20 protein-coding genes and 2 pseudogenes are annotated in these 22364 nt (G+C 52.4%); 11 read left to right on the forward strand and 11 right to left on the reverse strand.

What is annotated here, in order from left to right; translation table 11 throughout:
- The first annotated feature begins 316 nt into the window (after positions 1–316).
- On the forward strand, positions 317–658 hold the full coding sequence (locus NWF35_RS02625) for an antibiotic biosynthesis monooxygenase family protein (protein ID WP_301237535.1): 342 nt from the start codon (positions 317–319) through the stop codon (positions 656–658).
- A gap of 240 nt (positions 659–898) precedes the next feature.
- Positions 899–1372, forward strand: a complete 474-nt coding sequence (locus tag NWF35_RS02630; protein ID WP_301237536.1) for a glutathione peroxidase — start codon at positions 899–901, stop codon at positions 1370–1372.
- Between the two features lie 172 nt (positions 1373–1544).
- Here NWF35_RS02630 and NWF35_RS02635 read toward each other — a convergent pair whose 3' ends face one another.
- Together NWF35_RS02635 and NWF35_RS02640 are read right to left on the reverse strand one after the other, a co-directional pair.
- On the reverse strand, positions 1545–3224 hold the full coding sequence (locus tag NWF35_RS02635) for a VanW family protein (protein ID WP_301237571.1): 1680 nt from the start codon (positions 3222–3224) through the stop codon (positions 1545–1547).
- A 432-nt stretch (positions 3225–3656) separates the two neighbouring features.
- The gene (locus NWF35_RS02640; RefSeq protein WP_301237537.1) at positions 3657–5738 is read right to left on the reverse strand and encodes a heterodisulfide reductase-related iron-sulfur binding cluster; all 2082 of its coding nucleotides are present in this window, start codon (positions 5736–5738) and stop codon (positions 3657–3659) included.
- Positions 5739–6042: 304 nt separating this feature from the next.
- Between NWF35_RS02640 and NWF35_RS02645 the strand changes: the two genes are divergently transcribed.
- A complete protein-coding gene (locus tag NWF35_RS02645; RefSeq protein ID WP_301237538.1) occupies positions 6043–6546 on the forward strand; it encodes a hypothetical protein in 504 nt (167 codons plus the stop codon).
- A 151-nt stretch (positions 6547–6697) separates the two neighbouring features.
- On the opposite strand, the gene NWF35_RS02650 is transcribed toward NWF35_RS02645, so the two are convergent.
- Positions 6698–6934 (reverse strand): DivIVA domain-containing protein, encoded by a 237-nt coding sequence (locus tag NWF35_RS02650; RefSeq protein WP_301237539.1) that lies wholly within the window; start codon positions 6932–6934, stop codon positions 6698–6700.
- An 807-nt stretch (positions 6935–7741) separates the two neighbouring features.
- Here NWF35_RS02650 and NWF35_RS02655 point away from each other — a divergent pair.
- Positions 7742–7930, forward strand: coding sequence for a hypothetical protein (locus NWF35_RS02655; protein ID WP_301237540.1), 189 nt, complete (start codon positions 7742–7744; stop codon positions 7928–7930).
- Between the two features lie 242 nt (positions 7931–8172).
- Positions 8173–8724 (forward strand): flavodoxin family protein, encoded by a 552-nt coding sequence (locus NWF35_RS02660; protein WP_301237541.1) that lies wholly within the window; start codon positions 8173–8175, stop codon positions 8722–8724.
- Positions 8725–9097: 373 nt separating this feature from the next.
- Here NWF35_RS02660 and NWF35_RS02665 read toward each other — a convergent pair.
- Positions 9098–9250 (reverse strand): annotated as a pseudogene (locus NWF35_RS02665) (ATP-binding protein); the annotation flags it as partial.
- Between the two features lie 321 nt (positions 9251–9571).
- Here NWF35_RS02665 and NWF35_RS02670 point away from each other — a divergent pair.
- The 4 genes and pseudogenes from NWF35_RS02670 to NWF35_RS02685 all read left to right on the forward strand — a co-directional run.
- A complete protein-coding gene (locus NWF35_RS02670) occupies positions 9572–10345 on the forward strand; it encodes a PaaX family transcriptional regulator C-terminal domain-containing protein (protein ID WP_301237542.1) in 774 nt (257 codons plus the stop codon).
- Positions 10346–10582: 237 nt separating this feature from the next.
- Positions 10583–11278, forward strand: coding sequence for an esterase/lipase family protein (locus NWF35_RS02675; protein WP_301237543.1), 696 nt, complete (start codon positions 10583–10585; stop codon positions 11276–11278).
- A 46-nt stretch (positions 11279–11324) separates the two neighbouring features.
- Positions 11325–11540: a hypothetical protein gene (locus tag NWF35_RS02680; RefSeq protein WP_301237544.1), complete on the forward strand. Its 216-nt coding sequence runs from the start codon at positions 11325–11327 to the stop codon at positions 11538–11540.
- Between the two features lie 101 nt (positions 11541–11641).
- Positions 11642–11764 (forward strand): annotated as a pseudogene (locus tag NWF35_RS02685) (pyridoxal 5'-phosphate synthase lyase subunit PdxS); the annotation flags it as partial.
- A 131-nt stretch (positions 11765–11895) separates the two neighbouring features.
- Here the strand turns inward: NWF35_RS02685 and NWF35_RS02690 are convergent.
- The 7 genes from NWF35_RS02690 to NWF35_RS02720 form a co-directional block, all read right to left on the reverse strand.
- Positions 11896–12414, reverse strand: a complete 519-nt coding sequence (locus NWF35_RS02690; RefSeq protein ID WP_301237545.1) for a GNAT family N-acetyltransferase — start codon at positions 12412–12414, stop codon at positions 11896–11898.
- 289 nt (positions 12415–12703) lie between these two features.
- The gene (locus NWF35_RS02695) at positions 12704–13471 is read right to left on the reverse strand and encodes an SDR family NAD(P)-dependent oxidoreductase (protein ID WP_301237546.1); all 768 of its coding nucleotides are present in this window, start codon (positions 13469–13471) and stop codon (positions 12704–12706) included.
- Positions 13472–13699: 228 nt separating this feature from the next.
- Positions 13700–15070, reverse strand: coding sequence for a glutamine synthetase family protein (locus tag NWF35_RS02700; protein WP_301237547.1), 1371 nt, complete (start codon positions 15068–15070; stop codon positions 13700–13702).
- A 23-nt stretch (positions 15071–15093) separates the two neighbouring features.
- The gene (locus NWF35_RS02705) at positions 15094–16548 is read right to left on the reverse strand and encodes an NAD-dependent succinate-semialdehyde dehydrogenase (protein ID WP_301237548.1); all 1455 of its coding nucleotides are present in this window, start codon (positions 16546–16548) and stop codon (positions 15094–15096) included.
- Positions 16549–16673: 125 nt separating this feature from the next.
- Positions 16674–17891 carry a M20 family metallopeptidase gene (locus tag NWF35_RS02710; protein WP_301237549.1) on the reverse strand — a complete coding sequence of 406 codons (1218 nt, stop codon included), beginning with the start codon at positions 17889–17891 and terminating at the stop codon, positions 16674–16676.
- A 130-nt stretch (positions 17892–18021) separates the two neighbouring features.
- Entirely contained in the window at positions 18022–19560 is a 1539-nt protein-coding gene (locus NWF35_RS02715; protein ID WP_301237550.1) for an amino acid permease, read from the reverse strand.
- On the reverse strand, positions 19538–19702 hold the full coding sequence (locus NWF35_RS02720; protein ID WP_301237551.1) for a hypothetical protein: 165 nt from the start codon (positions 19700–19702) through the stop codon (positions 19538–19540). Before NWF35_RS02720 ends, NWF35_RS02715 begins: the two co-directional genes overlap by 23 nt.
- 155 nt (positions 19703–19857) lie before the next feature.
- Here NWF35_RS02720 and NWF35_RS02725 point away from each other — a divergent pair, with 155 nt between their 5' ends.
- Together NWF35_RS02725 and NWF35_RS02730 are read left to right on the forward strand one after the other, a co-directional pair.
- The gene (locus tag NWF35_RS02725) at positions 19858–21099 is read left to right on the forward strand and encodes a threonine synthase (protein WP_435873819.1); all 1242 of its coding nucleotides are present in this window, start codon (positions 19858–19860) and stop codon (positions 21097–21099) included.
- A gap of 34 nt (positions 21100–21133) precedes the next feature.
- Positions 21134–22339 carry a trans-sulfuration enzyme family protein gene (locus NWF35_RS02730; RefSeq protein ID WP_301237552.1) on the forward strand — a complete coding sequence of 402 codons (1206 nt, stop codon included), beginning with the start codon at positions 21134–21136 and terminating at the stop codon, positions 22337–22339.
- The last annotated feature ends 25 nt before the right edge of the window (positions 22340–22364 follow it).

The following is a 22364-nucleotide window of genomic DNA, read 5'->3' on the forward strand; positions in this document are numbered from 1 at the left end:
TCGATAGCAACAGCACGGTACACACGGGTGTCGCGAAACCCCTCCCATGCAAATGAGTAATTACTCACTTACAATGTATGATAAGTCCTCATTGAAAGTCAACAAAAAAGTGAGTTGTTACTTACTTCATCATGATATCTGCTTTACCCCTGATAACAGCTTCGCTGGTATATTACCCCTAAGAGTTGGAAGTGGTCATCACAGGTTACCGATAAGGAGATGGACGATCAGGATCGAGGAAGGAAGCGACATTCGACCAGTCGTATTTTGGAGTAGGCCCAGCGGGGACCATCTCTCGACGAAAGGAGTATTTGCCTTGGCCAATGCCCAAACCCCGCAACCGCCGTACTATGCCGTCATCTTCACTTCCCTGCGTTCCGACCAGGATGCTGAAGCCTACGCACAAATGGCCGAACGCATGGTGGAACTGGCCAAACAACAACCTGGTTTTTTGGGGGTGGAGAGCGTTCGCGACGCTGAAGGCTTCGGCATTACTGTATCCTATTGGGATTCCCCCGAATCCATCCGTCGCTGGAAAGCGCACACCGAACACCAAATTGCGCAGGAAAAAGGGAAAACCGGCTGGTATGAGCAATTTTTCACCCGTGTGTGCTTGATTGAGCAGGAATACGGATGGAAGCGCAACCAGGAGAGGTGACCAACCCATCCTTCCTCAACCGTCAGCCAACATCAGGATCAGAAATGGACTCTGATATTGCTGACAAAGTGGTTTACTATTGTGATCTCGGGTGAGCCGCGAACTTTGTTATCAATCTGAGAGATGCACTTCCACTTCAATTGTCGATTGACAAATGGAAAAACGAGGTGTATATTTATTTTAGACAATTAAATTGTACACAATTTAATATCCCGAAAGGAAAGGGGTACAAACCTCAATATGAGTGTCTATGATTATTCCGCCGTCACCATGAATGGTAAAGAGAAATCCTTGTCCGATTACCGCGGCAAGGTGCTACTGATCGTCAACACCGCCAGCAAATGTGGATTTACCCCGCAGTACAAGGAACTGCAGATGTTGTACGAGCGGTATCGCGACAAAGGCTTGGAAATCCTCGGCTTTCCCTGCAATCAATTTGGCAACCAAGAACCGGGTTCCAATGAAGAGATCGCTTCGTTTTGTCAATTGAACTACGGTGTCAGTTTTCCCATGTTCGCCAAAGTGGACGTCAAGGGGCCGAATGCCCATCCGCTATTTCGCTATCTGACCGAGCAGGCACCTGGGTTTTGGAACAAGGAAATCAAATGGAACTTCACCAAATTCCTCATCGATCGGGACGGCAACATCGTCAAACGGTATGCACCGACAACCCCTCCCCGAAAAATTGAAAAGGAAATCGAACAATTATTATAAAGATGACGATAACAACTAAGCGGGGGAACCCAACCCTTAAACTTTGATGATAGAGAGCGTCGTTCCGCACAATCAAGCCATAGAGTGCGAATGTATCAACACCCAAAAAAAATCACGCCCCAAACAGGCGTGATTTCCATATCACGGGCTCGTGAAACCATGAAACGACGCTTCACATACCGCCCGTTCCTCCATTCGGTTGGGGCGTCCCCCCAGACCCTGTGGTTCCTTGCGAACTGGCGTCTGTCCCTGTTGAGCCCGAACTGCCCGTATCGCCAGTACCGCCAGTTGTTCCGTCGGTTCCAGTAGTACCGGTATCGGTACCAACATCTCCCGTGCTACCGGAATCGGTGCCGGTACTGCCGGTCGTTCCGCCAGTGGGTTGCCCAGTGTCCCCAGTGCTGCTGCCCGTACTTCCCGTATCCGTTCCGCCAGTGCTCCCCGTCATACCACTGGTATCGCCTCCAGCCTGACCACCCGTGTCTCCGCTCGTGACGTCGCCCCCGGACAAATCACCGGTTTGCCCGTTCGATCCGCTGGCAGAACTGGAATCACCGCTGTCAACCGTACCGCCACCAGTTCCCGAACCAGATTTCGGGGAATGATGCGAATCCGGACGATTGTAATCCGGCGTCAACACAATGTGGTCCGACGGTTGGTCCGGGATGACCGATTGTTCGGGCGGCAAGAGTTTGGAAGCCGGTTTTACCGGGTTGCGATCTACCTTTACGTCCGGCGTTGAGTAAATTTCCACGGTCAGTGCATCTGTCTTGAGCTTCGTTCGAATGACGACCGGGGCATTCAGGTTGTTCCTGAAGCGAAAATCAGGTTCATTCCAAGCCACGGTGGCATCCCTGCCCGCCGGAACATAAGTGGGGGTTTTGCTGTATGAAAAACGAGATAAGACCTCCAATCCCGCGTTGTCCACGCAGTTAAACAAAGTGGATGACGTTTGGGAAACGCCGCCCCCCACTCCCTCGCTATATTCGCCCTGCACGATCTTCGTCACCGGTTGGTATCCCCGTTCTACCGTCCGTTGACCTACAGTTTGGTTGAACGAAAATACATCTCCCGGATTCAACACCACACCGTCGATAGCGCGGCTGGACAACCGGATGTTCTCCGTCCGGCTTTGATTTTCCGGATTGAAATAGGTCGTGTACTTGCCAATCCGTTGTCGATCCACCAGTTGCAATTGTTCTTCCGTCACCTTGGGAGCTTGGGGAATCATGGGGATCTCTTGCGGGCGATTGACGATTTTGGGTATGCGGGAAATCCACTCATTCTCAATCACAGCGGTATCCATCACCATACCGGAACGGGAAGGTTGAATGGGATCACCGAGCCGTTTCATTCTGGCATCTACGGCGGGCTTGTCCACTTCCTTCTTCACCAATTCCAACCATAACCCCAATTGACGTCGGTTAATGGTATCCGGATTTTTTCCGTCATAACCGACACTTTTCAGATCTAATTCCCACGTTTTTCCGCCATGCGTCAGAATCAGTTCTGAAGGTTGTAACAAATCACTGAACCCGTAAACGCCGACCAATGCGAGGAGGAGCAATACCACGAATATGATGCCCATCCTCTTCTTTTGTCGTCGTTTGTAGGCATGGAGTGCCCGCCTAACGGCAAGTTCCGTTTCGTTGTCCTCCACCACCGCCAGAGCGGTCGGTGCTTGACGCACCAACTCCTCGTAAGCCTTCTGGACTTCCAAGAGCTTTCTGGCCGCATCACGCGAAGAGTTCACATCGGGATGATACTTCCGCACTTGCTGGCGGTACGCTTTTTTGATCTCTTCGATCGTGGCGTCCTGGCGAACCCCGAGAATGCGGTAATATTTCTCCATCAAATGCGCGGACCTCCACGATAAAGATTAGGTTGTCCAACTTATTTCAGATAATAGAGAGTGATTCCACCCCATGATACGCCAAAAACAAGAAGATTTTAGGATTCCACCAACCGAATGGGTCATCATCTTCTTTCTGATGAATATTTTTTATGAATATGCAAGCATCTAAACAACACATTAGCATAGGAAGAAAAGGTCCACAATAAAGAAACACGTCGTATTCGAAAATACATCCTATGTCCTATACACATAAACAAAGGAAGGTTTTGCTTGTTTTCTCCTAAAAAACCCCTCCATCTATGGAGGGGGAAACTTCTAAGGGTGCAGGATTGTTTAATCCCTATCGCGTGTAACCCGCGATAAGGAAGCGTTTTCACATCGGATGAAAAACCGGTGTCCCTCTACGGCCGAATTCTTTACCAAACCGTGTCAGTGCACACCCTCCGCCACCGGTGGCTCGGAATCAAACTCGACGGACAAGGCGAGCAGTTCGGCCACATCCATCGTTTTCACACGATCTTCCACTTCTTTGGCTTTGGTACCATCGCTCATCATCGTCAAGCAATAAGGACACGCACTGCCGATCACGCTCGGATTGACGGCCAGTGCCTGCTCGGTTCGTGCAACGTTTACACGGACGCCGGTCGTTTCTTCCATCCACATCATGCCACCGCCGGCACCGCAACACATCCCGTTTTCCCGGTTGCGCTCCATCTCCACCAGCTCGACCCCGGGAATCGATTGCAAAATGAAGCGAGGAGCAGAGTATTCGCCATTGTAACGCCCCAGGTAGCACGAGTCGTGATAGGTAACCCGTTCCTTCACTTCCTTGGTCGGCTTCAGTCGGCCTTGGCGGATCAGGTCAGCCAGTACCTGCGTATGGTGGTATACCTCCGCCTGCAGACCGAAATCGGGATATTCATTTTTAAAAGTGTTGTAAGCATGAGGATCGATTGTGATGATCTTCTTCACGTTATGTTTTTCAAACAACGCGATGTTCTCAGTCGCCAGCTGCTGGAACAAAAATTCATTACCCAGGCGTCGGGCGGTGTCACCGGAGTTTTTCTCCTTGTTGCCCAAGATGGCGAATTTCACGCCAGCATGATGCAGGAGTTTGGCCACTGCCTGTGTAATTTTCTGACTCCGGTTATCGTAGGAGCCCATTGAACCGACGAACAGCAGGTATTCAAAATCCTTTTCCTCTTTGACCGTAGGTACAGGCACATCCAGTCCCTCTCTCCAACGATCACGCTCTTTTTTGCTGAGTCCCCACGGGTTGCCCTGCCGTTCGATATTTTGGAACGTCCGGGTGATTTCGGCGTTCATTTTGCCCTCAGTCAACACAAGATATCGACGCATGTCAATAATTTTGTCCACGTGTTCGTTAGCCACCGGACAAGCATCCTCACAGTTACGACAGGTGGTACAGGCCCACAGTTCCTCTTCGGTGATGACGTCGCCGATGAGGTTGACTGGATACGTTTCCTGACCGGCCGCCGCCTCCATGACCGCTTCGTTGGCGCCGCTGAATGCAAAGGCCGGCATCCACGGGGCCCGTGATGTGATCGCCGCCCCTTTGGCAGTCAAATGATCCCGCATCTTCACGATCAGGTCCATCGGAGAGAGCAGTTTGCCCGTCCCGGCGGCTGGACACATGTTGGTACAACGGCCGCATTCGACACATGCGTACAAATCAATCAGCTGTTTTTGGGTGAAATCCTCGACTTTTCCGACTCCGTACGATTCAGCCGACTCGTCTTCGAAATCGATCGGTTTCAGTTTGGATGGTGGATCCTGCCGCTTCAGAAAGACGTTGATCGGTGCCACCAGCAAATGAAAGTGTTTGGACTGTGGCACGTACACCAAAAACGAGAACAGGATCAGCGCATGGAGCCACCAGAACACATAAAACCCTACTTCTCCCACCTGCGGGGACAACGAGGCGAACGGTGCAGTGATCAGACTGGAAATCGGTGTCGACCAAGCAGCCAGATGGCCTGGATGCCACACGTGTTCAAACGCAGCCGACAACAGGATGGATAGCATCAAACCAGTCAGGAACCAGATGACGAGTCCCGCCTTCCAATTCCGCTTCAGACGCGGCAATTTCTCGATAAAACGGCGGTAGAATGCGTAGCCTGTTGCCAACAACACGGCGAAGACCGTGATTTCCTGAATCAGCGTAAACACCGGATACGCCGGTACGGGCAAATGATACCCCGGCGCCAAACCCTTGATAAACAAATCGATGGCACCGAATTGTATGACAATGAAGCCGTAAAACATCACGACATGCATGATGCCGCTCTTCTTGTCTTTGAGCAGTTTTTTCTGTCCAAAAACGTTCACCCACACCTCGTTCAGCCGGGTGCGCAGATCTGCTTGCCAATCGACCGGTTTTCCCAGTTTGACGTAGGTGTAACGGCTGTACACCACCCGGGCGAAGAGGTAGAAGGCATAACCGGCGACGGCGAGAAAGGCAATCAAATTCACGATTTGCAGAACGGACACGAAACTCACTCCTTTCGGAAATTTTCGCTCATCCCTTTTATTCAAATATTTTAGCACAAAATGAGTGGGTATTCATTCATTTTTTCGCGGAGGTCATTCGCGTTGAAATCGTTCTCATCTTCATCGTACAGCTCCTGACAGTCCTTGTCGAGATCCGTTTCCCTATTGGTGAAGATTGGCGGCTGATTCGCCAAGTGGTGTCCAGTGATTTATCGAGTCTTAGGTTAGGAGGTGCATGGATATCCATTCTCCGGCAAACATTAACCATAAAGTATCCTCATGGCACGGTGAAAGGGGAAGGGACATGAATAAACGAACGATATGGAAAAAACCGGCCACTTGGACATGGGCATTTTTGTTAAGCGTCTCCCTTTTGGTGTTGATGACGGCGTGCATCCGACAAACATCCACATCGGAGGACACTGCCATCCAATTCTATAAGGCCGTATGGGTGGACGGCGACATTCAGCATGCACGCTCTTTTGTGTCCCCTTCAGTCAAGGGCAGAGAGTTGACTTGGCGCATTGAGGAGACACGGCGGAATCGACCGGTCAACAGTCCCATTCTCATCGTGGAATCGCCCCTGCATGCATCGATGAACCCTGCGCGGAAAATCTATCTGATCCGCCGTCCTCGTGACCGACGCGACTTTCAGGTGGAACTCGCCCGTCAGGACGGACACTGGATTGTAACGGGTTTTAAACAAAACTACCACTCACTCCGGGGTGGGTACAACAGCGATGAAACATTTGAACGCCTCCAATACGAACATCCGGGACTCAAATGGCGGCACATCGATCAACCGTGAATAAAGGGACGGATTCCCTCTCCGTTTCCGGAGGTTAACGGGAATACCGTCCCTCACTTTCATTCGGGTACACCTTTTTCTTTTCCGATCTCGCTTCGCCGAGCGATAGGATGTTTTCTATTGAAGGGCCCCTCTCATCGTTCTAACAGCCTTATACCATCCGCTCCAGGCGTTCCAACCGGCGCAAAATGTCGTCGATCACTTCACGATTGACCGCTTGTGCTTTGACTTTCTCCAGTTCCTCCTTCAAACGCTCGTTCTCCTCCAACACTTCCTCATAGTTTTGGATCACCAAGTCTAAAAACTCATCCACCGCTTGCCGGGAATATCCTTTACGTTCGCGCGGGAAATCCTTATTGAATATATCTTTGGGCGTTAAACGTTCCATCTAACTCCTCCTTTCCCCATCCTGGTGACTGCTCCACACGGTTTAAGCACCAGAAACCGTCTATTCTTCCCTCATTGTAGTGGAATCTAATGATTCCGCCAATAGAGGAAATATTCAGTCGAAAAAGGGCGGTTACTTCTGTTCAATCCGATTTTCCTGTGATATCGTGAACCTGCTGACGGCGCTACTTCCTCCTCCCCCCAAAAAATCGGATCAATTCCGAAACCCTGCATATAACATATGAAACTGGTCCCATAAATAAGCACCCCAGAAGCGAAATTTGGAGAGGATTTGAGGGGGTTAACGGTTGTGTGTCTGAATAGAGGCACACTTTATTGACGGGACGGGGCCGACGTCCTAGTGAAGCCTGGGTTCTGAAGACCCCAAACTACCTAGCAGGACCTCCAAATCTGTTTGCTAGGGGCGTGGGGTTTCCTTCGTTTCTTGCAGCGTTTTTGGCCTTTGCCAGCATCTCACGGATCTCTAGGTAGATTATCACCGCCCCCCCAGAGCCGCGCCCACGATCACTACCACCTGTGTGATAGTCCCCAACGCGGACACGATGTCACCTCCTTCCATCGGAAGTGACAACGCCCTTGTCCCTAGCCTCGCGCACTCTTTCATTTTACCATATTTTTCTTATTATAAGGATATATTTACGAGACCGATAGCGTTTGTATTCCTGATGTTCATGGAAAACGGAGGGATCGATGTATGCGGTTTTCCACAAAAAACACCAGAAATGACGAATGATCGACATCCAACCACATAAGTTTGATGGTATGCCACGGTCAAAGGAGGAAAGGAATGGGTGTTTTGTACGACCTCGCTCAAATGGCGAAAAAGAATGACGTCAGAGCGCGAATCATCATGCGAACCATGCTGTTTTCCAACCTTGCCAACTCCCATTTGCAAGAACAGTCCCGCCTGAAACAAGCCAAACATGAGCCGATCGCTCCTGTTTTGGATACGGCGGTATCTGATGGGTTCAGTTGAAGCTGCTTGCCAAAAAATCTTTTTGAAGACCGGACCTTTAGCTTAGGTCGCTGCTCACCTGGAAACATTGACCCATACGGAATTTCCAGACACGCCCTGACAAGTCTTTATTGGGCCTCTTTTCCCTTACGCCGGATGCTGCGACTCATCCGGCGTATTTTTTGTGGTCTGGGGGAAGACAAACCGCTACAATACAATAAGGTGCAGCAACCCATCACGCACGAAGAAGGGTGGCGAAGGATTTGAGCATTCTGGTTTTGTATGGCAGTCAACGTGAGGAGAGCAACGCCAAAAAGCTGACCCAGGCGGTACTGGAGGGGATTCCCCATCATGCGATCGATCTCAGAGATCACACCATCGTTCCCATCGAGGATCGCCGTCATGTCCCGGGCGGATTTCTGCCCATAGACGACGATTACGATACCGTCATTCAAGAAGTGTTGCGCCACGATACGCTGATTTTCAGCTTGCCGATCTATTGGTACGGCATTCCGGGGCGAATGAAAAATTTTATCGACCGATGGTCGGTCAGCCTGCGGGATTCCCGTTTTAATTTCAAGGAAAACATGCGGCGCAAAACCGCCTACGTCATCGCTGTCGGCGGTGACAATCCCCGTGTCAAAGGGTTGCCTCTCGTTCAACAATTCCAATACATCTTTGATTTCGTGGGAGTGACGTTCGGCGGCTACATCATTGGCCAAGCAAACCAACCGGGGGAAATCGAAAATGACCTCATGGCACTCGCCGAGGCGGAACAGCTGAACCGGATCTTGCGACAAATCGTTCAGAATTGATCCGAACACAACGCTCTCCAAAGAGTGACTGACCAAGCCCTACCGAACGGAAAACCAGAAAGCGCAGAAATTCATTCGCGGGCAATTCCTTTAAGCAAAGCGTACTTTGCCCGCGTCCTGCGCTCTCCGGTTCGGAGCCGCCAAGACCAGTTTCCTTGTAGGGCTTTACCTCATTTTTTTGCCTATTGAATGATCATCCAAAATTTGGTCGTCCATTTTTTTGTCCTGATTGGACATATCGCCCATGTTGCGATCTATCATCCCTTTGTCATGTTCCCCTTATTCATTGTTGGTCCATGCCGTTGTCCATCTTTTGATCCATCTTATGCCCCATCTCCGTTCCGCTCGACAGACTGCATCCCGCCAACACCGCTGCGATGGCCAATCCCAGACCGGCACCTCCTAATTCCCGGTTGCACGAAGGGTCGACGCGGTAAAATCGCTCAAAGACACGATCCCGCATCTCTTCCGGAATCCCCTCTCCCTCATCTCGCACGCGGATCTCCGCTTCCCCCTCATGTCGGAGCCAACGTGCCACCAGTCGCTCGCCGATAACCCGATCACTCCCAATCCCAATGCCTTCAAGAACCGCCTCGTGTCATCTTCCGATCTTCCGTCAAGGGGAATTCCTCCTCTCGCGATTCATTTGGGGTGATTGTATCAACTGTCGAAAGTCTTGTGAAAGTATGACATGAGAGAGCGTAATCCAAACGCCCATCGGAGCCGAACGGGTCACCAAATCCTCGTCCGTCTCGGTATTACACTGAATTTCGGTGATCAGAGATAAAACGGCCATTTGTTTTTATCTCACGTATGTTACAATTTTTTTGAAGATGGGGGTGAGCCTGTGATTTCTCTCGAAAGGCAAATCCTTTATATACTGATGAGAAAACCCGAAATAGAAGTGTCGGAACTGATCGACATCTATAACGGACGACGATATTCGTCGCAATCGATTCGTAATGCATTAAGTCGTCTCAAGCGACTGGGATACATCCGGCACCATCAGCGGCGGTATTCGCTTACTCCTGCTGGTACAAACGTTTTGACGGCGATTCAATTCAAATTGGCGCAAAAGATTCGCACCTGGAACGGAACCTGGCATTTGGTCATGTATCAAATCCCCGAATCTCACCGAAGCTTTCGAAATACCTTGCGCCAAGATCTGATTCATCTAGGGTACGGTCAGTTATATCACAGCGTATTTCTCTCTCCCCACAATCAAACGCCATCCGTTAAACAAATAATAGAGGAGCAGGGATTGAGCGAGTTTGTGAGTATGTTCACCGGACATTTCACTTCTGGGGAGATTGATTCGAGAGTGAATGAGATTTGGGACTTGAAGCACATCAGAGGGTTATACGGGGAATTTCTCGCCTGGGTCTCAGAAAAGCGCAAACAACTATCCCGACTACCTTCCATCCCGCCATGGGACGCCTTTTTCGAGATTTTGGAGCTGGTTGAGCATTTAGGGAATATTCTTCTTCAAGACCCAATTCTCCCCAACAAATTTCTGCCAAAGGATTGGCCTGGCCCCGAAGCATGGCGTCTGTACCGTGAGTTGTATGACCATTTGATTCAATACGTCAAAAGCGAAAAAGGCATTTTACAATTGCTCTAAAAATGAAAGCGTTTTCTACGAGGTATCGCAAAAAAAAATGCCGTCTGCTCTACCTAATGATAGAGGAAAACAGCGCACCCGGAATCGCGAGTGATCAAAACACCTTTACCCAGTAATCTCGAGCCGCTCTATTTACAGAGTGGCTTAATTTTGTCATTGATTTGCCGTACCCTGATCATGGCAAAAAGCTGGATTTTCAGGGACTTATTCGTCATTTTATGAAAGGGTTTGCACATTTTGTCTTTCTATTATAAACTATTCGAAAATAATACATTACTCTTTGCAATGGGGAAGGTGGTTGGATTGCCAAAAAGTGCATCGAAAAAGCTTCAACCATTATTCGGCATGAAGGTCTTAATCGGTACGGTCTTAATACTTACGTTGGTCAGTGCCACTTTGGTCCCTAAAAGCACAGTACAAGCCGCCAATTCAGCAGATTTCCTTTCAGCGGAGGGGCCACCACCACCAGGAGCCAATGATCCCAATTGCCACCTGGATGAGGAGCACCCGTATCCTGTGGTGCTGGTCCCTGGGACCTTTGAGACCATGCAACAAAACTGGGCGGCCCTATCCCCCTTGCTGGCGGCAAAGGGGTATTGTGTCTACTCCTTAAATTATGGCTTCAGTAGTGCCGGTCCTTCCACAGGCTCCATCCAAGACTCAGCATTGGAGTTAAAAACTTTTGTAGAAAACGTCCTCAAGCTCACGGGGGCAAAAAAGGTCTCCATTGTCGGACACAGCCAAGGAGGAATGATGCCTCGTTACTATATTAAGTTTCTCGGTGGGGCGAATAAGGTTGACGATCTCATTGGGCTGGTGCCTTCGAACCACGGCACCAAAGGGCTTGCCGGTCTTAAAGAGACGTTTAAGATAACCCATCTACTGTCTTGCACCGCTTGTGATCAACAACAAGCAGGGTCTGACTTTCTGTAAGAAGCTAAACGAAGGGGATGAAACTCCGGGAACCGTTTCCTACACGGTGGTGACGACGCGTACCGATGAGGTCGTCGTCCCTTATACCTCTGCGTTTTTAAACGGTCCCTCCCAGCAAGTGGTCAATATTACTCTACAGGATTACTATCCGTTGGATAATAGTGAACATCTGGGGATAGCGTACGATCCCAATGCTTTCAAGTTTGTTTTGGATGCATTGTCTCATGATGGACCAGCCGATCCCAATCGCATCGTGCAATAACTCAGTTAAAGGTCCCGACTTCAGGATCCGGCGAATTCTTCCCGTCATGCGCGTAATATTCCTTTTCTCTTTTGTCCGGAGGATGCCCGAACATTCGTAGCATCCAGGCCTCGGGCGGTGTGTCGCGGATGGCGGACCCAATTTTCATCGAAGAAGTGATGAACGCGGTGAGCATTCGAGCCATGTCAAAAGCGCGGTTCGGGCACTTCGTGGAGGCACGTCTGTAGGAAGCGCTGGGCCAAGATAGCAGTATTCTTTCATCATGTATCGCTTTTTGTCATCCTCCCCAAAGAAATGGTCAGGACCCACGAAACAAGCCATCCGGTCTCGGATGGCTTGTTTTTGCACCGTCAATTCACGGTGCCGGTTCATACCGCAAACAGATGACCTGCTTGACCCCGGAAGGAAAGCGTTTCTCCTTCCTTTCGTACTCACGGAATCCCAACGCTCGCCAAAACGGAAGCGCGTCCACATTTTCCTCTACCACACCCAGGCGCACCTCAGGCCACCCCCGGGCGACCACCCACTGGAGGAACCCTTCCGCCGATTCGCGGCCGAATCCACGTCGCTGACAGTCGCGGTGGATCATCAACAGCCCCAACCACGGCATACCGTCCGTGTCCGACCGTTCCCAGTATTCCAGTACTCCGATGAGCTTCCGGTCCTCCCGTCGAAAGACACCAAGCGATGTGCGCCCTGTCCACTCAGCCACCTGCAGGTCCCGCAACATCTGGTCGCGGGTGTAAACGCCCACTCCGTCGGGAGTGCCTTCCGTAATTCGGAGATAATCGGAATTGGACAAATAGACGTGATAGAGGTCGTCCAGGTGTTCATCCTCGATCCGGGCTACCGTCAATCGCTGGGTTTCAAACATCCGGATTCCTCCCATTTTTTGAAGCCATTTCACAAAGGATGACTCATTTCAATGATAATGCAGTGGGCGTTGTTTTTCCGGGTGAGCACCTTCAGGAGCCTGACAAAGAGGAGGAACGGACCACGATGAGAAACACAGGCTAGATGTTTGAGCGATAGCCAGTTTTGCCGCCCGTGGTCCGTTTCAAAGCGGGCAATTTTTCTTCCTTGCAGAGCGACTGGCGGAGCGAGCTGGAAAAACAAGGGCAAAACGCAAGAATATACGGGTTGATCGATGTTGGAAATAAGCTCTAAAAATAGTTGCTGGTAATCCCGCCGTCGATGGTGATGACCGCGCCGTTGGTCCAATCGGATTCGTCGGAGGCGAGGTAAATCGCGCAGTGGACGATGTCCTCCGGACGGCCGAAACGTCCGCTGGGCTGGCGGCTGAGGCGGATGCGACGGGCTTCCTCATCCTTTAACAGCCATTCCGTCATCAAAGGCGTTTCAATCGGTCCCGGACAGATCACATTGCTTCGAATCCCTTTGGGCCGGAATTGAATGGCCAGCGATTTGGTGAGGGAAATCACAGCTCCCTTGGAAGCAGTATAAGCGTCTTGAGGTACACTGCACCCAACCAGGGCGACGAAGGAAGCAATATTGATGATCGACCCTTTCCCCTGTTGGATCATGTGGGGAATCGTGTATTTACAGGTCAGAAAGATGCCCCGGACATTCACCGCCATCACCTGATCCCACACCTCGACGGACGTATCAATGACGGAGTGATCCGCTTCCGGCATAATCCCCGCGTTATTGTACAGTACATCCAACCGCCCAAACCGTTGATGGGCTCCTTCGATCGCCTGCTTCACACTGGCCTCATCAGCCACATCGCAAGGGAAGAAAGCCGCTTCTCCACCTTGGCGGACAATGGATTCAGCCGCTTCTCTCCCCGCCTCTTCGTTTCGTTCCAGCACGGCGACTTTTGCTCCTTCGGCGGCGAACATTTCCGCTGCCTTTTTTCCCATCCCGCTACCGGCACCGGTGATGACAGCCACTTTTTCTTTCAGGCGCATGATAGTCCCTCCCGCAATTGTGTGAATATCCCTATTGATCTCCGGGTGAGCCTGATTTCCTAAGGTCCCCATTGGAAAAAGGTCACCCTTCACGCAGTTCGGTGAATGATTCGATGAAGCCGCCTGAAAATCCACGGACTAAGGGCGGTAACCACTTCAAAATCCCACGGCGACCAAAGGGAATATCTCTGGTGCTTCAGCCGTGGGGAGTGTCAGCATACACACTGGTTAAATGCGTTCAAAGTATCGCCGTTTTTCCCAATCGGTGACAATTCGGTCATACGCTTGCTGTTCCACCCGGGCAGCATGCAGGTAGTGAGCGGCGACCTCCTCTCCCAATGCCTCTCGAACAAACTTGCTTTCAGAAAACGCCAAGATCGCTTCATACAGGGAAGTTGGGAGACGGTGCGTACCGGTCTGGGTATATCCGTTTCCTTCGCAGTTCGCTTCCAGCTCATAACCTTGTTTGATGCCTTCCAATCCGGAAGCAATCATGGCAGCATATGCGAGATAGGGGTTGGCATCGGCTCCGGGGAAGCGGTTCTCGATTCGAAGGCTCTCCCCTTTGCCCACAATTCGCAGCCCGCAGGTACGGTTATCCCAGCCCCAGACGATGTTGGTCGGTGCCCAGCTGGCGGTGATGTACCGTTTATAGGAATTGACGTTGGGGGCAAACAGGATCGCTGTCTCCCGCATATGGCGAATGACGCCCGCAAGGAAATGGCGCATCGTCCGTGACATGCCCCGCTCCTCCTCCGGATCGTAAAAGGCATTTTTCCCATGTTTCCGGTCCCTCAAGCTCACGTGAATGTGACAGCTGGAACCGGTCCAGTCGTGATCCGGCTTGGCCATAAATGTCACCGCCACCCCTTGCTGGATCGCCATTTCCTTCATCCCGTGTTTGAGCAGCACGTGCCGGTCAGCTGCTTCCAATGCCGAACTGTACCGCACATTGATCTCATGCTGGGCGATGCCCGCTTCCCCTTTGGTGCACTCCACCGGGATTCCCGCCTGTGTGAGTTTCTCCCGGAACAACCGATACAAGGGTTCATTTCTCGTTCCCTGCAAAAGTTGATAATCTTCATTAAAATGACCGCCGAGGTTCAATCCTTCATACCCCTTGCTCCACGCTTCTTCGTAGGTATTCCGGATCAGGTAAAACTCCAGCTCGCTCGCCATGTACAGATCAAAACCCATTTTTGCGGCCCGTTCCAGCTGCCGCTTCAGGACAGAGCGCGGGGCGATCTCCACCAGCCTGCCTTCTTCATCCACCACATCCGCCAGGATCAGAGCCGTTTTTTCTAACCAGGGGATCAGGCGAAGCGTCTCCCAATCCGGTTTTGCTGTCCAATCGCCGTATCCCTTTTCCCACCCTACTGCGGAAAATCCCTCCGGGGTGGTCATCTCCATATCCGTCCCCAGCAAATAATCGCAGAAATGCGTACCTTTATCCATGACTTCGAGAAAATAATCTGCCGTCAGCCGTTTGCCGACCAAACGCCCCTGCATATCACAAAACCCCAGGATGACCGTATCCACCACGTCTTCGGCAATCCACTGCTTCAAAATATCCGGGGATGCCATCTGCACTGTCGTCATGGAATCGCCCCTTTCCCGAACGTTCACAGATTGATCGACAGGTACTTGATGTTGAGAAACTCTTCCATCCCGTAACGTCCACCTTCCCGTCCCTGACCGCTCTCCTTGATCCCCCCGAATGGCGCCTGCGGGACGCTCAAGGAGGTGCCATTCACCGCAACCATGCCGAATTCTAGTCCTTCCGCCACCGTGAACGCACGACGGATATCTTGGGTGAAAAAGTAGGCGGCCAGTCCGTAAGGGGTATCGTTCACCCGTTTCACGATCTCCTCCTCATCGGAAAAGGAAACCACGGGCGCCACCGGACCGAAGATTTCCTCCTGCGTTATACGCATATCGACGGACACACCGGCCAATACGGTAGGAGCGTAGAAGGTCCCTCGCGCCAACGGTCCTTCCAAAAGACGTCGACCGCCCGTCAAGATCTCCGCTCCCTTCTCCACCGCATCCCGGACCAGATCGTCGATTTTCCTGATGCCGGCTTCATCGATCACCGGACCGATCTCGGTTTCCGGCTCCCAACCGAAACCGACCCGGAGCCGCCTTACCCGGTCGACTAATTTTTTCAGAAAATCGTCCAGCACACGCTCGTGAACATAGATGACGTTGATCCCGTTGCACATCTGCCCGCAGTTCTCAAATTTATTGCCCACCGCGGCAGCCACCGCCCGATCCACGTCCGCATCGGAAAACACAATTAGCGGTGCATTGCCGCCCAGTTCCAACGACAACCGTTTCACCTGCCGGGCCGAGGCTTCGATCAGCTGTTTGCCCACCTCGGTGGAACCGGTGAAGGAGATTTTCCGCACCTTGGGATCATCCAGCAATGCTTGTCCGATTTCACCAGCATTCCCCGTCACCAAATTGGCCACACCGGACGGCAGTCCCGTCTTCTCCAGCAATTGCATGAGAAAAGCGGCGGTCAAGGGAGTCTGGCTGGCCGGTTTCAACACCATCGTACAACCAGCGGCCAATGCGGCTGCCATTTTCCGTGTCACCATCGTAGCCGGATAGTTCCACGGTGTGATCAATGCCGCCACGCCCACCGGTTGGCGAATCACCAGGATGCGTTGGTCGCGTTTGGAGCCGGGGAGGGCCTCCCCCGCCACGCGTTTGGCTTCTTCACCGTACCACTCCGAAAAATCCGCCGCCGCATCCACTTCTTCCAACGCTTCCGACAAAGGTTTCCCCTGCTCCATCGTAAGCAGGTGTGCCAACGACTCCCGGTTGCGACGGATTTCCTCGGCCCACTTTTTGAGATACCCGCCCCGTTCAGCGGCCGTCAAACCGGACCAGTCGGGAAAAGCCTGATGTGCGGCATCCACTGCTTGCGCCGTTTCCTTTCGGCCCCCTTTGGGAACGTCCCCCACTACTTCCCCGTTGGCGGGGTTGAACACGGTCACTGTTTCGCCCGTTTCGCTGTCCATCCATTGCCCACCGATCCACATCCGCTGATGGATCGCTATCCACGTCTGCATGATCTCCCTCCTGATCCCATCGTTCTGATCTAGGTGAGTCTAGGGATTGTCAAGTAAAATTACCCACACACCCTAGTCCCCCATTGGCAAAAAGCCACTTACTCCGCGGATCGACGAACGACCGGTCACTTTCCGGACGGCCAATCAGACTCCGCCTTCCGCAGGTTCGCCAAGGGTGTACAAGACATCAGCAGGGCCAACAATGATGTTCGCGGCACCACACTTTCCGGTTCAATATATTCGTCCGGCCCGTGATCCAACCCCCCTACTGGCCCAAGCCCGTCCAAACACGGTACGCCCTGCGTGGCGATCCAGTTGGCATCAGAACCCCCGCCTGTGTCCGTGTCCCGCAAGGGAATCCCCAGGGACGCCGCACACTCCCGGGCCAAAGCGGCCAGCCGTTCGATCACCGTATTGCGGATCATGGGCGGAAACCATTGTTTCATGTCCGCTTCCATCCTTACGCCGGAGATCCCCGGCCGGGAGACCACCTCCCGCACCAATGCTTCCACTCGGGAAACGGCATCGGGGTGAAACAGACGGATATCCACTTGTGCTTCGGCCCGATCCGGTACCACGTTGGACTGGGTTCCGCCCTGGATCGTCCCGATGTTAATCCGAAAGGTCTCTTCATCCGCCGCTCGTTTCCGGAGCCACTGGAGTCGATCGATCAACTCCACGACGGCATTGGCTCCCTTTTCCGGCTCGACGCCCGCATGGGCGGATCGGCCGTGGGCGGTCAATATTAGCTGGATCACTCCCGCCCGGGCACTGACGATATCCCCATTGGCCCGCGCTGCTTCCAACACATAGACGGCATCCATCCCGGACAACAGCTCGATCATTCGGTTCCGGGTGTGAAAAGAGCCGGTCTCCTCCTCGCTGTTCACCACCAAGCGGATTTCACCAAAATCCTCCCATCCCAACCGGCGCAACACCTGAACGGCATATAGCCCCACCAACAAACCGCCCTTCATGTCACATACACCCGGGCCCACCAGCCGATGACCCCGGCGCTGCATCGGCCGTGCTTCCGCTGTTCCGTCAGGGTAGACCGTATCGCAATGCCCCAGCAGACCGATTCGCCTCTGACCGCTTCCTCGCATCCGTCCCACCCACAATCCGGCACAGCCTTCGATCGGTAAATGGGTCACTTGAAAACCGGCATCCGCCATCCAACCGGCAAAAATGTCCCCCGCCCGTTTCACACCTGCAGGGTTTTGCGTGCCGCAATCGATTCCCACCAGTGCGCGCAATCGTTCTTCCCAACCCTCCGTCACATCAGCGGCGACAGAGCGGATTTGATCAGGTGTAAATGGATTCCTTGATGCGGGATGGTTCATTGTTTTCCTCCTTTTCGGGCAATATCCGACCCGGATCGCAGGACGCGGGCAAGGTGCGCTTCGCTTTGAAAATGGCCTGCGATCGCTCACCCGGGAAACCATCATCCGCTGATTGAATTGCCAGCGCGCCCTAACCGCCCAGTTCGGCTTCCCGCCGCGCTAACTCCTCAGCCGACACCCGCAAGGCCGCCTGTGGACCCGGGAAATGATCCCGATAATATGCCAGATCCATGACCAACAGGATCAACATCATCGCCACGAGCGCGATCCCTGCATTTTGATTGGGTGGAATCACCATCACCACGCTGATCAACACGATCCACATCAACGCAGCAACAGCAACCGGCTTACCCCACCTTCCCAGATTCCACGGTCCCAGATGACGTGGTGTGAACCTGCCTTGTGACTCAGCAACCAGTCGAAGCCAAATGGGAATGCCGTAGGAAACGTACAGTCCCACCACACTGACCCCTGTCAAAAACGCCAGGGTGGTGTAGGTAGTATTGGGGTTGACCATTTTGATGAAATAGTCAACCAATGCCAGGACGAAGGACAAGATGACCGACAACCAGATCGCCGGAACGGGTGTCCGGTATCGTTTGCTGATTCGGGCGAACCAATCACTGCGCGGCATCCCCTTGTCCCGCGCAAAAGCGTACACCATCCGGGAGAAGGACGTAATGGAAGAAAGGCCGCAAAACCACATGGCCAACACGATCAGCCACAAAATCGTTTGACCGAAGGTAGTGCCCAGTGCCTGGCTGATCACATAAATGAACGGATTCTCTGCAGATACCGCCGCCTTCGCATCATGGACAGACAAGGTGACGAATGCCAACATGACCATACCGGCCACAAAGGAAAACACCACAGACGAGAAGATTCCCCACGGCGCCCGCACCCGGGGGTTAATCGTCTCCTCAATGGTGTGGGCCGAAGCGTCGTATCCGGTAAACGTCCATTGCGCCTGCAGCAAACCGATCAGAAAAGCCAGCCAATACGGCTTGTCCGAAAACGTTTCTCCCAGCTGAAACAGGGTATCGATCGGTTGCAAGGGGCGATTTCCCAGAAAGGCCAGACTCACGACCAAAATCAGCACCACCGCAATGTGATACCAAGCGGAAAAATCATTCAGCTTGGCCACGATGCGAATCCCCACATGGTTGAGAATACCGTGGGACAACAATACCATGGCAAACAAGATCAATGTGGTCGTCTCCGTCATCCGGTAACCCAACACCGGTGAGAGCAAACCGTCGGCAAACAGGGCAACCGAGTAATCAATACCCGCCACGATCCCGATCTGGCCGATCAGATTGATCCAAGCCGTATACCACCCCCAGCGCTTGCTTCCCAACAGCGAAGCCCAATGGTACAACGCCCCCGCCGTCGGGATCGCGGAAGCCAGCTCAGCCATGGCTGCGGCCACCAACATGCAAAACAAGGCGACCAACGGCCAGCCAAAGCCCATCATGCCCGTCCCGCCATATGTCAATCCGTGACCGTACAATGAGACGGCACCGGTCAAAATCGAGATGATGGAAAACGAAATGGCAAAATTCGAAAATCCGCCCATGTCCCGTAACAGCTCTTGGGCATAACCGAATCGGTGCAACAGCTTTTTGTCCTCAGACAGTTGCTGCTCCTTACGAGATTTGCTGGTCGTCAACCACGTCCCCCTCCTTCACGCTCCCAAGGAAACTTTCATGCGCTTCCTCGTCGAAAGAGCGAACATTCCGGTTGGCGATAGCACCGATTGTCACCGCCACTACGCAAGCGGCTGCAATCAACAACAACCCCCACACCGTCACCCGAACCACCTCTTTCTCCCGAGTTCCATCAATGGTGATATGGTCAGTGTATCATAAATAGATATAATGTTCAAAATTTATTTATTATCGGAATAAAAACCTGAGATTTGTTAATATATTATTAATCTCATCCGATAAGTAGGAGTTGAATCGAGTTGTACAGTTATGTCTCCCATCTTTCATGTCCGAAATGTAACCGAACCTACCGAACAGAAGAAGAACATCATCTTTGTCAGTGTGGTTCTCCCCTCAGGGTGGATTATCACCTGGAAGAGTTAAAAAAGGTATACCAGCCTGTTCATTTGAAGGGGAGGGAGAACACCTTATGGAGATATCATGAGCTACTGCCTGTCCAACATCCCGAACATGTTGTCTCCTTGGGCGAAGGAATGACTCCGTTGATTCCCATGTTCAAAATCGGTCAAGAGATGGATATTGCCCAATTGTACATGAAGGATGAAGGCGCCCTTCCAACCGGATCATTTAAAGCGAGGGGAGCGGCCGTCGGCGTGTCCAAAGCGAAAGAACTGGGTGTACAGGAGCTGGCCATGCCCACCAATGGAAATGCGGGTGCTGCGTGGTCGCTCTATGCGGCGAGAGCTGGTATTCGATGCAATATCGTGATGCCGGTCGATGCCCCGGAGGTTACGCGAAATGAGTGTGCCATTTCCGGCGCCCGCCTATATCTTGTCGATGGCTTAATCAGTGACGCCGGGAAAATCGTGGCACAAGGGATACAGGATTTCCACTGGTACGATGCCTCTACACTAAAAGAACCATACCGGATTGAAGGAAAAAAAACCATGGGTCTGGAAATCGCTGAACAGATGGAGTGGAAAATACCTGACGTGATTGTATACCCCACAGGAGGCGGGGTGGGATTGATCGGAATTTATAAAGCACTGCAAGAATTGCGGGACCTGGGTTGGATTCAGGATCGGCTTCCCCGGTTGGTTGCCGTACAAGCAGAAGGATGTGCCCCCATTGTAAAAGCGTGGGAAGAAAAGAAATGGGAATCTGAATACTGGGAAAATGCCTCCACCGTTGCTTTTGGAATCAACGTACCGAAAGCGCTGGGAGATTTCCTTGTACTGGAAGCGATTGACCAGACTGAGGGCTGTGCGATCGCAGTGGACGATACTTCTATTTTGGAAGAACAAAAGAGGATCGCCCAGTTGGAGGGAGCGTTTGTCTGTCCCGAAGGAGCTGCAACGTTTGTTGCCGCTCGCCGTCTAAGAGAAAACGGCTGGATTCAAGAAGGGGAAACTGTTGTCGTGTTAAATACGGGAACCGGGATTAAATATCCCCATACCATACAGGCGAAACCGCCCATTCTCCAACCAGGTGCACGGATCGAAATGGAACCCCATGAAGGCAAGCTCGATTGGGAAGGTTAAATCTATGATTCATTCCGGGAAAGGAGCAGGGATTATGAACAAACGGGGTCATCATCAAGAACTGAATTCCGGTGGACTCAAAAATGAAACCTTGGTAATTCACGCCGATGATGAGGTCACCAACGATGGGACGGTAGCTCCGGCGATTTATTACTCGGCCACGTTTCGTGCACAAGATTCCGCCGAATTCGCAGACATGGCGGGGACTCCTCGCCATCCCCGGTATTACACGCGTTACGGCAACCCAGTACATGAACGTGTCAAAAAGGTGATGGCTGAGCTTGAAGGCACAGAAACGGCACTGGTAACCGGCTCCGGAATGGGGGCGATTGCGACGACCCTCCTCGCGCTGGTCAGTGCCGGCGACCATGTGATTGCACAGACGCGTCATTATATGAGTACCGCCAAGATCATGGACGAGATGCTGCCGCGATTCGGTGTCGAAGTGACCTTGGTCGAACAAGCCGACATCTCCGCCTTTGAAGCAGCTATTCGGCCCAATACCAAGCTCATCATGGTGGAATCGCCAGCCAATCCGACTTTGGTGGTGACCGATTTGGCTGCCGTGGCCGATTTGGCCCGCCCACGTGGGATCATCGTCGTGGCCGACAACACATTCGCGACGCCGATCAACCAGCGTCCCCATGATCTGGGCGCCGATGTAGTCGTTCACAGCGCAACCAAATATTTGGGTGGGCACCATGATTTAACGGCTGGCGTGATCTGCACCAGCGAGGAGTTGGCCGAGCGTATTTGGCACACGCATATCTCCATCGGCTCAGTCCTCTCTCCGATGGATGCGTGGCTACTATTGCGTGGTTTGCGTACGCTTCCGATGCGGGTTGAACGCATCAATGCCAACGCCCTCGCATTGGCCGAGTTTCTGGAGGAGCAACCACAGATCGAGCGGGTATATTACCCCGGACTTGCCAGCCATCCGCAACATGAATTGGCGAAACGCCAGATGCGTGGTTTTGGCGGAATGATCGCCTTTGAAATCAAAGGTGGTTATGAAGCGACGGAACGCTTTGTTTCTGCACTGAAATTGTCGCTCAACGCAGTCAGCCTGGGCGGGGTTGATTCACTGGTGGTACACACTGCGGCGATGTGGGGAGGAGTGATGACCGAGGAACAAATGAGAACAGCTGGGATTCAGCCTAATTTCGTACGCTACTCGGTCGGCCTCGAACATATCGACGACCTGAAAGCGGATCTGTTACAAGCGCTGCAGGTGGTTTAATGCACCAATTGGCCGGAACGTTTTG

The sequence above is a fragment of the Polycladomyces subterraneus genome, assembly GCF_030433435.1.
Classification (GTDB): Bacteria; Bacillota; Bacilli; order Thermoactinomycetales; family JIR-001; genus Polycladomyces; species Polycladomyces subterraneus.